The organism is Microbacterium sp. ZOR0019 (genome assembly GCF_000800925.1).
In the GTDB taxonomy this organism is placed as follows: Bacteria; Actinomycetota; Actinomycetes; order Actinomycetales; family Microbacteriaceae; genus Microbacterium; species Microbacterium aurugineum.
Window position 1 is genome coordinate 1 of sequence record NZ_JRKC01000094.1, and the last position, 11529, is coordinate 11529.

An 11529-nucleotide genomic window follows, 5' to 3' on the forward strand; every position below is an offset into this window, starting at 1 on the left:
CCACGAGGCTGCCGATGACCACGAGGCTGCCGATGACCACGAGGCTGCCGATGACCACGAGGCTGCTGAGACGACGGAGGAGAGCACCCAGGCCGCTGCGAGTGACCCCGTGGGCATCGCCCTCGGCGCCAGCGGGCTCGTGGCCGGTGTCGCGGCTCTCGTCGTCGCGGTCCTCGCCTACCGCCGAAAGGCCTGACGCCGCGCACGACTCCTCGCGCGCTGTGTTCCGGGCGTGCGGGGAGTCGTGCCGCAGGAGGGTTCGCCGCGCCGTCATGAGATCATGGATGCGACATGTCGATTGAACAACAACCGAGCCTGCCTCCCGTGCTCCGCCCCGCGAACCCGCCCCGGCGTGAGCTGTCCGAACTCGCTTCCCGTTTCGCCCGTTCCGTACGCGGCGACATCGACGGGATCACCCTCTCCGGCATCACCTTGGCCACGGCGGACCTCCGTCCGGGTGAGGCCTTCGTGGCGATTCAGGGGGTCAACCGTCACGGCGCGGACTTCGCGCTCGCCGCTGCCGAGAAGGGCGCCGTGGCCGTCATCACGGACGAGCCGGGAGCAGCCATCGCGGACTCCGCAGGGCTGCCGATCATCGTGGTCGACGACCCCCGCGCCGTCCTCGGCGACCTGAGCGCCTGGGTGTACGGCACGGGCGCCGATGATCCGTTGCCGTTGCTGTTCGCGACGACGGGGACCAACGGGAAGACCAGCGTCTCGCACCTCCTCGAGGGGATCCTCGACCAGCTCGGGGTCGTGACCGGGCTCTCCTCCACGGCAGAGCGCCACATCGCCGGGGAGGTCATCGTCTCCCGACTGACGACGCCCGAGGCATCCGAGATGCATGCCCTCCTCGCCCTCATGCGAGAACGAGCGGTCGAAGCGGTGGCCGTCGAGGTCAGCGCTCAGGCGCTGTCCCGGCACCGCGTCGACGGCCTCCGTTTCGACGTCGCCGGCTTCACCAACCTCAGCCATGATCACCTCGACGACTACGCCGACATGGAGGAGTACTTCGAGGCCAAGCTGCCGCTGTTCCGACCCGACCGTGCGAAACGCGGCGTCATCTGCCTCGACTCGCTGTCCGGGGCGATCGTGGTCGAACGCGCAGAGATCCCCGTGGTGACCGTCGGAACACCGTCGATCGCAGCCGACCCCGCCGCGGCCTCCGCGGCGGACTGGGTCGTCGTGATCGACGACGAGCGAGCGGCCGGCACCACGTTCACCATGACCGGACCCTCCGGTTCACTCACGACGACGGTCCCCGTCATCGGTCCGCACATGGCCGCCAACGCCGCGCTCGCGATCGTCATGCTCCTGGAGGGCGGCTACGCGTGGGACCGCATCGTCACGGCGCTCGCTCAGGACGACGGCATCCGCGCCTATCTCCCCGGCCGCACTCAACTCGTGTCCGGCGAGCGGGGTCCCGCCGTGTTCGTCGACTTCGGGCACTCCCCCGACGCGTTCGAGAAGACGCTCGCCGCCGTCCGTCGGGTGACACCGGGCCGAGTGCTGATGCTGTTCGGCGCCGACGGAGACCGCGATGCGAGCAAGCGGTTCGACATGGCGCGCACGGCGGTCGAAGGCAGCGACATCCTCGTGGTGACCGATCACCATCCGCGGTTCGAGGATCCGGCATCCATCCGCGCCACGCTCATCGCCGGCGCGCGACAGGCACGGCCCGACGCGGAGATCCACGAAGCCTCACCGCCCGAGAACGCGATCATCACCGCTGTCGGACTGGTCGGCGACGGCGACGCGATCCTCTGGGCCGGCCCCGGCCACCAGGACTACCGCGACATCCGCGGCGTCCGCACGCCCTACTCCGCCCGTGAACTCGCCCGTCGCGCGTTGCGTGCGGCGGGATGGCCGGTTCCGGAGCCGCGCTGGCCCGTTCCCTACCCCGACGAGGACTGACCTCGTCGGGGCGGCGCCGGTCGCTCCGACCCAGGCTCAGCCCGCCGCGATGATCCGATCGGCCGTCTCGCGCGCCCAGGTCTCGGCCGCCGCGAGCGTCTCGACGGTCAAGGCGTCGGGAGCGTCATGGGCGTCGATGACGCGGGCGATCGTGTCGACGATGCCGAGGAACGACAGCCGTCCCTCGTGGAACGCGTCGACGGCCTGCTCGTTGGCGGCGTTGTAGACCGCGGGGAAGGTCCCGCCGGCGCGACCGACCGCCTTCGCCAGGGAGACGGAGGGAAAAGCCTCTCTGTCGAGCGGTTCGAACGTCCAGGACGTCGCTTGCGTCCAATCCAACGGCCGTCCGACGCCCCCGACACGGTGCGGCCAATCCAGCCCCAGGGAGATGGGCAGGCGCATGTCGGGCGGTGACGCCTGCGCGATGGTCGAACCATCGATGAACTCGACCATCGAGTGCACGATCGACTGCGGATGCACGACGACCTCGATGTCGTCGTAAGCGACGTCGAAGAGCAGGTGTGCCTCGATCACCTCGAGCCCCTTGTTCACCAAGGTCGCCGAGTTCGTCGTGACCATGCGCCCCATGTCCCAGGTCGGGTGCGCCAGAGCCTCGGCGGGGGTCACCTCGGTGAGTTCTGCGCGGGAGCGCCCTCGGAACGGGCCGCCGGATGCGGTCACCACGAGGCGCCGAACCTCGGCGTGGGTGCCGGCGAGCAGCGCCTGCGCCAACGCCGAGTGCTCGGAGTCGACCGGGACGATCTGCCCCGGCGCGGCAGCGGCCAGGACGAGGTCACCGCCGACGATCAAGGATTCCTTGTTCGCCAGCGCGAGAGTGCGCCCCGCGTTCAGCGCGGCCAGCGTCGAGCCGAGACCGATCGAACCCGTGATGGCGTTGAGAACGACGTCGGCCTCGACGTCGCGCACGAGCTGCTCGGCGTCGACGGCTCCGAGCGCCGTGTGCTCGACGCGGAATTCCTCAGCCTGCGCCTCCAGCATCTCGCGGTTCGATCCTGCGGCGAGACCGACGAGTTCGAATCGCCGAGGGTTGGCGCGGATGACATCCAGCGCCTGGGTGCCGATGGAGCCGGTGGAGCCGAGGACGATGATGCGACGCATGACGCCAGCCTAGGACACGTCCTGGATACCGCCCCTGCTACTGCTGGACGGGCGTGGTGGCGAGGATGTCCACGACGAAGACGAGGCTCTCCTTCTGGAGCTCGTGACCTTCACTCGCGCCGTAGCCGTCGGACGGCGGCATCACGACGATGACCTGCGAGCCGACCTTCTGCCCTTCGAGAGCCTTCTGGAAGCCCGCGACGACGCCGGTGGTCTGGAACTGTGCCGGTGCAGCGTCGCGGCTCCAGCTCGAGTCGAACTCCTCGCCGTCCGACCACTTGACGCCCAGATACTGCACGACGACGAGGTCGCCGGATCCGACGGTCGGTCCGTCGCCCTGCGTGAGGACAGCGACTTTGGTCTCGGTCGGGGCGTCACCCTCGGGGATCTTGATCGAGGGCTTGCCGTCATCATCGAGCGTGACCGTCGGCATGCCGGGGGTCGGGTCGACGGGGGTTCCGGTGGCGATTTCGGGCAGCTGCTCGACGGCCTGTGCGTAGACGACCACGTTGTTCGCGCCCTCGCCCAGCGCACTGCCGGGCAGCGAGAGCACGACGCGTGAGCCGACCGGCTCGCACTCGAGAGCGGCGACGAAGAGCGAGGACTGGTTGGTGTCGAGGAGCACGGGCAGCACCCCTCCCTCGCCGCGAGCGGAGGAATCGAGCACCTCGTTGGTCGTCGCATCCACGATCTGGTACTGGACCGAGACCAGGTCGTTGACGAGCACGTCGTCCCCGTCGCCTGCCGAGACGACCGTCCGCTCGACGCCCGCGAAAGCCGCGTCAGACGGGACGGTCACCTTCGTGTCGGCGCCCTCTCCCTCGACGACGACGGCATCCGAGGTCTCACCCGGCTGCGCGTCCAGAGCACACGTGCTCGAAGCCGACGGGTCGGGCGTTTCGGAGCTCGACGGCGCGGAACTGCCGGAACAGCCCGCCAGCAGCAGGGTCGCCGCGGCGACGGTGGACAGGACGATGAGCGGACGCTTGCGCACAGTGGAACCTCGGGATCGCGGGCGGGACACCCCATCCTCCCTCATACCCCTTTGCCCCGGCTGGGAGGCGCGGCGGAACTCTTCATTCCCACACGAGCATGGATCCGGGAGTAACCTGCTCTGATGACCTCTGAGCAGTCCGTCGAGCCCGAATCGTCGCCCGCAGAGGGATCCTCGCCCGCTGAGACCGCGAAACCACGCCATGCCGGCTTCGCGTACACCCTCGGCCGCAGCCTCATCACCCCGCTCGCCCGCCTCGTGTACCGGCCGCGTATCGAAGGTCGCGATCGGGTGCCGCTGACCGGGCCCGTCATCTTCGCGAGCAATCACCTCTCGTTCATCGACTCGATCGCGATCCCCGTCGCCGCGCCCCGTCCGGTGCACTTCCTCGCGAAGTCCGCCTACTTCGAGGGCACCGGCTTCCAAGGCTGGATGAGCAAGACGTTCTTCGAGTCCATCGGAGCCATCCCGGTGCGACGCGGGGCCGGCCAAGCAGCACTGGACGCGCTGGATCTGCAGCGGCAGCTCCTCGATGAGGGCCTCGCGGTGGCGCTGTATCCGGAAGGCACGCGCTCCACGGACGGTCGACTCTACAAGGGCCGCACCGGTGTCGCCTTCCTCGCCTTGCAGACAGGCGCGCCCGTCGTCCCGGTCGGGCTGATCGGCACGGACAAGGTGATGCCCGTGGGGGCCAAGGTCCCGACGCTCTCGGAGCGCATCACGGTCCGCTTCGGCGAGCCACTCGATCTGTCTCCGCACGGTCCCGCGACGAGCGGACGGGCGCGCCGCCTCGCCACCGATGAGATCATGGCCGCGATCCACGGATTGTCGGGCCAGGAGCTCGCGGGAGCCTACAACGAGGCACCGGCGCAGAGCACCATCGAGAAGATCAAGCAGGCACTCCCCCACGAACGTCGCTGACGGTCCGCCTCATCTCTACGCGAGCGCGCTGACCTTCGCCTCGTGGCGCACGGGGAAGTTCATCGAGTTGGCGATGAAGCACCATTGGTTCGCCAACTCGTGCGCCCGCTCTGCGGCTTCGATCATCGACGCCTCCGCGACCACGACATCGGGGCGGAGCATCACCTCCACGAAGGCCCCTCCCCCTTTTCCGTCCTCGCGCATCATCCCGCTGGCGTCGTCGCTGTAGGAGACGACGACCACCCCCAGCGTCACGCAGGCATGCAGGTACGACAGCAGGTGGCACTCGGAGAGAGATGCCAGCAGCAGATCTTCCGGATTCCACCGAGCGGGGTCGCCGCGGAACGGTTTGTCGGCGGAGGCGAGGAGTTCCGGCTTTCCGCTGACTTCGATGGTCACGTCACGGCGGTAGTCGCGGTAGCCGGATGTGCCTGTTCCGAGATTGCCGGTCCACGTCGCGGTGAGTGCGTAGTGGTGTTCGCCGAGGGCGCGGGAAGTCGACTGTGCCATGTCGCCAGTCTGCCAGCCCCGTGCGACTTCGGCGGAGCGACCAGGCCTCCGGCGATAGAGTTGACGGGTGCTGGAGACTCTCACCATTCAGGATTCCGTGGAACTCGCCGTCATCGAGCGGAGCGGTTTCGTCGAATCGCGTCACGTCGGAGCCGCGGTCGTGCTGTCCTCCGACGGTGATGTCATCGCCCGCCACGGCAACGTCGACGCCCTGATCCTCCCTCGTTCGAGTCTCAAGCCCCTGCAGGCCGTCGCCTGCATCACCGCCGGTGCCGTCTTGGAGGGCGAGCAGCTCGCCATCTCCACCGCGAGCCACGTCGGCACCGATCGGCACGCCTCCGTGGTGCGCGACATGCTCACCGAAGGCGGGCTGACCGAAGACCACCTCGGCTGCCCGGCGTCGTGGCCGACCGACTCCGCCAGCCGCGACGAACTCGTCCGCGAGCACGGCGAACCCTCGCGGGTACGGATGCCCTGTTCGGGAAAGCACGCCGCGATGCTGCGCGCCTGCGTGGCGACCGGCTGGCCGACGGACGGTTACCTCGACCCCGCTCATCCTCTCCAGGCGCACATCCGCGACGTCGTCGAGCGCCTGACGGGCGAGAAGGTGGCGCACACGGCGATCGACGGCTGCGGCGCCCCCGTGCACGCGATCACGCTCACGGGCCTGGCGCGCTCGATCCATCGCATCGGCACGGCATCCGACCGTTCGCCGTTCGCCCTCCATCGGGTGGCGGGTTCCCTGGTCCGCGCAGTGCGGGAGCACCCCTGGGCGATCGAGGGCCCTGGTCGGCCCGACACCATCGCGATCGAGAAGCTCGGGGTGTTCGCCAAGTTCGGTGCCGAGGGCATCATGGTGATGGTCGCCCCGAACGGCACGACCGTGGCGCTGAAGGTCCTGGACGGAGCGACCCGCGCAGCGACGATCGTGGCCGCCACGCTGCTCTCCCGCTCAGGCGGCCTGAGTGACACCGACGTCGCGACGCTGGCGGAGGCTCTGCCCCTGGGCGTGTCCGGCGGTGGCTCGATCGTCGGGACCATCCGCCCGAGCGCCGCCATCTGAGGCGCGAGCGGTCGGCTCACGGGCTCTCGAAGATCCGCTGGTCCTCACGGCGTCAGCTCCGCGAGGATCACTCGGCGCGGCGGCTCCGCTCCCCGAACGGACCAAGCCCGTCCTGCATGCGACCGTGCAAAGGGCGGGAGTTCGCGGACCCCCGCGAGCTGCCGCAGGTCCGCCGGCTGCTCCGCTCGGATCACGACCTCGCCTTCGGCGCGGATGCGCTGCCACGACGACCAGTTGCGTTGCCAGGTCTCGGCATCGGCGATCAGGATGCGGTGACCGTCCGGCAGGGTCGGCTCTGCACCGACGAGAACCACTTCGAAGCCGGCGTGCGCATCGCGTAGCCGCGACGCTGTCGCCCTCGCGCCGGCGCTGACGATCGCGGTGACGGCACACGACGGCGACCACGTCGTCATCGCGGGCGGCTCGATCGGGTCGATCGGCTCGCCGACGCCGTCGTGGTCGTCGTCGACCCAGGCGAGCTGGACCTCCCGGTCACCGATCCACGCGCGCCCGGGGCTGCGGTCGCGGAGGAACGCGGATGCCTCACCTCCGGCCGCGAGGTGCTCGACCCGAGTCGCCATGCGCAGGAGCGCGCGGCGCGGAAGTGCATCGAGGACGCGTCCCACCGCTCCCGTCGATCGGCCGGCGGTCACGGCGAACGTCGTCCCCGCGCCGGAGCGCAGCAGGTGTTCCCAGCGTTGGGCGAACTGCTGGCCGTAGTCAGGCGGGAAGCCCGCGACGAGCGCGTCGAGGTCGTCGCAGAGCACGAGAGCGGGGACCCGCTCCTCGCCCGAGCTCCATGCGTCGACGAGATCCCATGCGCCCTCGAGGTCTCGCGGCACCCAGACGGTGTCCGTGCCGGAGCGCTGCGCCGCGAGAACTCGCAGGGCCGTTGTGCGTCCCGATCCCGACGCCCCGAGGAACACCAGTCCCCGCTCCTGCCCGCAATGCAACGTCTCCAGCGGTTGCATCTGCTGTGTCGGTTCGTCTGCCCGGCCGAGGATCACCGCATCACCCGACGCGCGGTCAGGCGCCGTGAGCAGATCGCCGAGCGGAAGCCGCGAGGGAAGCGCCGGAAGCCACGGGCTGCGTGGTGGCGCGGTCTCCGCCCAACGCAATCCGATGCCTCGCAACTCGGCGGCTCCGGTGAGCGCGACCCGCACGGCGATCGGATCCGAGTCTGCGGGTCGCCGAACGAGCCCGACCCCGCGGGAAGCAGCACCTCCGGGAAGCTCGGCCGCAGCATCGGTGCCGATCATCGCCCTGCTGTCGGCCGCGTCCCCCACCCGCAGACTGATGCGAAGCGGACAATTGGCGGCGAGTGCGTCTCGAACCACACCGGTCGCACGCTGCGTACCGAGGATGAGATGCATGCCCAAAGCGCGTCCTCGGGCCGCCACATCGATGAACACCGCACCGAGATCAGGGTGCTCGGCCAACAGCGCCGCGAACTCGTCCACGACGATGACCAACCGCGGAATCCCGACCTCACGCACATCCCGGGCCCCTGCGGCCGCCAAGAGCGCCTCACGCCGACGGAGCTCCGCTGTGAGGCTCGAGACGCCGCGCCGTGCGCCTTCCTCATCGAGGTCCGTGATCACCGCCGCGACCTGTCGCAGCGCCCTCAGCGGCTCGAAGGCCGTGCCACCCTTGAAGTCAGCCAGGAGGAAGGTGACCCTGTCGGGGCCGTGGTGCGCAGCGATCGCGGTGACCCAGCTGACGAGCAACTCGCTCTTGCCCGTCCCCGTCGTGCCGGTGACGATGGCATGCGGACCGTCCTCGACGATGTCGAGCATGACATCGCCGTACGCGCTCCGTCCGATCGCCGCGGGAAGACCTTCGCCGGCGGGCGGCTGTTCCAGCTCGTGCAAGGAGACCACGTCCGGGAGCACGTCGGCGCCGTCGCTCCGCGCTGCGTGTTCTTCGGCGACCTGACCCACTTGGGCGAGCGACAGGCACTCGACCGCAAGCGTCGACGTCCCGCTCGGCGTACGGAGGTTCGCTCGTCCTGGCTCGATGACGTCGATCACGGTGGTGATCCCCTCCGGCACCTCGGTGTCGGCGGGGACGAGCCAGATCAGTGCATCCGCCTCCACGCGACCGCAATCAGGCGTCCCGACGCCGAGGCGAAAGCCGCTTCGACGCGAACGACGCGCATGCGGCAGCGCGGCGAGGCCGCAATCGTCGAGAGCGGTGCCCACCAACGACAGCTGTGCCGCACCGAAACGCAGACCGAGCTGCACCACCAACGCCCGCGCGACGGCGAAGATCACCGGTCGCGCCCCGCGTATGCAGACGCCCCCACCCAGCCGGACCACGATCGGCGCGTCGTCGAGGACGCCGGACCGCTGGCGGAAGTCGCGACCACGGCTGTCGTCTCCCCCGCTGCAACGGACCCCGCTCGCGACGCTGCCGGTGCCCACGACGAGGGAGGTCTCCGCATCGGGCGGCTGTGCCCCGCGGAGGGGCGGCTGCGTGAGGCAGACGGAAGCGTCGGGCAGACGGAGCCACAGCGCTTCACGCTCAGCCCGATGGCGGCGGATCAGGTCTGCGTCGGCCGCGGCCCAGTTCCGCTCCGCATCAGCCTCACTCTGCCGACGTTCGCGGCGGCGGTTTCGGGCCGCATCGAGGAACGATGCCGCCATCATCAACGGGCCCAGTGCCGCGAAGCAGAGCGCGAACAGCGAACCGGTGATCAGCCACAGCGCCACACCCCCGACCACCGGGACGACGGCCGCCAGAAACGGCAGCGGAGCGCGGCGAGAGGCTGCGGGGGCCGCCGGGAGAACGATCGGAAGAGATTCCATGCCACCCAGTGGACCGCACGGACGTCAGAGGAACGGCGCTCTCCACAGCGCTGAGCGACTATTCGGAGGTGTCTTCGGGTGGGGAGGAGGAGTCGCTGTCGTCCTCGATCTGGACGATGATGAGCGTCACGTTGTCACGCCCACCGTTCTCCAAGGCGGCCGCGAGCATGGCATCGACGCCTGCCGCTGGATCGCTGTTGGCCCGGAGGAAGTGCTGGATCCCGTAGTCGGTGAGCTCTTTCGTGAGCCCGTCGGAGCAGATCACGAACCGATCCCCCGCGCGCACGTCCACGGTGACATAGTCCGGCGCAGTGAGTTCGCTCGCCCCCACCGCCCGTGTGATCACGTTGCTGTACGGATGCCCTTCCGCCTCCTCGGGGCTGAGCTTGCCTGCCGCGATCAGCTCCTGGACCACGGAGTGATCCGTCGTCACCTGCACGAGCCGGTCATCGCGGAGCAGATACACCCGCGAGTCCCCGATGTTCAACGCCACCCAGTGCGCATCTTCGCCGTCACCGACCAGGAAGACACCCGTGAGCGTCGTGCCGGTGCCTTCGTCGGTCGTCTCCGGGTGGTCGGCGATGTCAGCCACGGCCAACTCGAGTGCTTTCTCGATCGCAGGCCCGTTGACCTCACCGGCAGCGACCACGGCTTGGAGCCGCGCGACGGTGCTGCTGCTCGCGATCTCGCCGCCGGCATGGCCTCCCATGCCGTCCGCGACGATGAAGAGCGGGTACTCGGCGAGGAACGCGTCCTGATTGATCTCGCGGCGGCGACCGAGGTCGGTGGCCCCTGCCCAGGACAGCAGCAGAGGGCGCTGCGCAACCGTGACGCGATGCGTCTTCGTCTCAGCCACGTACTGCCTCCGATGGGCCTGCGACGGATCGGGCGACCGCAGGATACTCACACATCGTAGTAGAACTCCCCCGCACTGCGATCACACTCGTGCGCCCAGGTCTGCGGGCAGCGGGAACAGATGGTCGATGATCTCGAGGTCGGCGGCGTCCGGACGCCAGGCATCACCCGCTGCCGCGTTGGCTTCGACCTGCTCCGCCGATGTCGCTCCGGCGATGACGCTGGAGACCGCCGGGTGCGCGAGGAGCCACCCGAACGCCGCCTGCAGCATCGTGATGCCGCGCTCGTCGCAGAAGCGCCGGAAGTCCTCGAGCGCCTCCCACGGAGCGTCCTCCCAGACATGCCTTCGTGCGGACATGATCCTGCTCGACGCAGGCCCACCGTCACGCGTGAACTTTCCGGTGAGGAGACCATTGTGCAGCGGGAAGTAGGGGAAGAAGCCCAGCTCGTACCGCCCGGCGGCGGGGAGGACTTCGCGCTCCGCGGCACGCGCCAGCAACGAATAGTGGTTCTGCGCGGAGATGAACCGTCCGGACGCACGTGCACGGGTCGTGAACTCCGCCTCGGCGATCTCCCATCCGCGGAAGTTCGAGTGCCCGAAGTAGCGGATCTTCCCCTCGCGCACGAGTTCATCGAGCGCGTCGGTGGTTTCCGCGATCGGCGTCTCCGGGTCAGGCAGGTGCAGTTGGTAGAGATCGATCCAGTCGGTGCGCAGGCGACGCAGGGACTCCTCGACGGCGCGGCGGATGTACCGACGGGAGCCGCGGGCGGCGGGGAACGCGTACCCCATGTCCCGCTCGTGGCCGAACTTGGTCGCGAGCACGACGCGATCGCGACGCCCTTCGAGCGCTTCGCCCATCAGCGTCTCGCTCGCGCCGGCCACCGCACCGTACATGTCGGCCGTGTCGAAGAACGTGATGCCGTTCGCGAGCGCCGCGTCGATCACCTCTCGCGTTCCGGCAAGGGTCTCGGTGGCTGTCCCTGCGCGCCCGAAGTTGTTGCAGCCGAGGCCGGTCGCGGAGACGAGAAGACCGGATGCGCCGACTCGGCGCTGCGTCAAGACCATGTCTCCACGTTAGCGTCCGCTCGGGCCCGGAGACGATCACACACAGCACAGAGCCCCCGACCGAAGTCGGGGGCTCTGTGTCAGACGGTCACGCCGGAGGCTGCGTGGGATCGTTCGGCGATGCGGGCGGAGCTGCAGGAGGCGCCGGCGGAGCTGCGGGCGGTGCCGGCGGACCGGCAGGAGGTGCCGGCGGAGCTGCCGGCGGGGCCGCGGGAGGTGCCGGAGGCGTCGTCGGAGGAACCGGGGGAACCGGGGCTCCGGTCGCGGGCGCGGCAGGGCC

Annotated in this window: 10 protein-coding genes and 1 pseudogene; 4 read left to right on the forward strand and 7 right to left on the reverse strand. The window is 69.6% G+C overall.

Features of this window, described 5'->3' with window-relative positions; all coding sequences use genetic code 11:
• Together L978_RS19035 and L978_RS17035 are read left to right on the forward strand one after the other, a co-directional pair.
• A pseudogene (locus tag L978_RS19035) lies at nt 1–196 on the forward strand (nuclear export factor GLE1); the annotation flags it as partial.
• Between the two features lie 95 nt (nt 197–291).
• Nucleotides 292–1914, forward strand: a complete 1623-nt coding sequence (locus L978_RS17035; protein WP_052193832.1) for a Mur ligase family protein — start codon at nt 292–294, stop codon at nt 1912–1914.
• A 36-nt stretch (nt 1915–1950) separates the two neighbouring features.
• Here the strand turns inward: L978_RS17035 and dxr are convergent, their stop codons facing one another.
• Together dxr and L978_RS17045 are read right to left on the reverse strand one after the other, a co-directional pair.
• Nucleotides 1951–3033 carry a 1-deoxy-D-xylulose-5-phosphate reductoisomerase gene (gene dxr, locus L978_RS17040; RefSeq protein WP_047524512.1) on the reverse strand — a complete coding sequence of 361 codons (1083 nt, stop codon included), beginning with the start codon at nt 3031–3033 and terminating at the stop codon, nt 1951–1953.
• A gap of 37 nt (nt 3034–3070) precedes the next feature.
• Nucleotides 3071–4027 carry an FKBP-type peptidyl-prolyl cis-trans isomerase gene (locus L978_RS17045; protein WP_047524514.1) on the reverse strand — a complete coding sequence of 319 codons (957 nt, stop codon included), beginning with the start codon at nt 4025–4027 and terminating at the stop codon, nt 3071–3073.
• A 123-nt stretch (nt 4028–4150) separates the two neighbouring features.
• Here L978_RS17045 and L978_RS17050 point away from each other — a divergent pair, with 123 nt between their 5' ends.
• Entirely contained in the window at nt 4151–4948 is a 798-nt protein-coding gene (locus tag L978_RS17050) for a lysophospholipid acyltransferase family protein (protein WP_047524516.1), read from the forward strand.
• Between the two features lie 15 nt (nt 4949–4963).
• On the opposite strand, the gene L978_RS17055 is transcribed toward L978_RS17050, so the two are convergent.
• On the reverse strand, nt 4964–5458 hold the full coding sequence (locus L978_RS17055; protein ID WP_047524524.1) for an OsmC family protein: 495 nt from the start codon (nt 5456–5458) through the stop codon (nt 4964–4966).
• A gap of 67 nt (nt 5459–5525) precedes the next feature.
• On the opposite strand from L978_RS17055, the gene L978_RS17060 reads away from it, so the two are divergent.
• A complete protein-coding gene (locus L978_RS17060) occupies nt 5526–6521 on the forward strand; it encodes an asparaginase (protein ID WP_047524526.1) in 996 nt (331 codons plus the stop codon).
• A gap of 44 nt (nt 6522–6565) precedes the next feature.
• Here L978_RS17060 and L978_RS17065 read toward each other — a convergent pair whose 3' ends face one another.
• From L978_RS17065 to L978_RS19185, 4 genes are all read right to left on the reverse strand, one after another.
• The gene (locus L978_RS17065) at nt 6566–9328 is read right to left on the reverse strand and encodes an FtsK/SpoIIIE domain-containing protein (RefSeq protein ID WP_047524529.1); all 2763 of its coding nucleotides are present in this window, start codon (nt 9326–9328) and stop codon (nt 6566–6568) included.
• A gap of 58 nt (nt 9329–9386) precedes the next feature.
• On the reverse strand, nt 9387–10184 hold the full coding sequence (locus tag L978_RS17070; protein WP_047524531.1) for a PP2C family protein-serine/threonine phosphatase: 798 nt from the start codon (nt 10182–10184) through the stop codon (nt 9387–9389).
• Between the two features lie 81 nt (nt 10185–10265).
• Entirely contained in the window at nt 10266–11249 is a 984-nt protein-coding gene (locus tag L978_RS17075) for an aldo/keto reductase (RefSeq protein WP_047524533.1), read from the reverse strand.
• A gap of 80 nt (nt 11250–11329) precedes the next feature.
• On the reverse strand, nt 11330–11529 hold a 200-nt coding region (locus tag L978_RS19185), incomplete at its 5' end, for a hypothetical protein (RefSeq protein WP_231555094.1).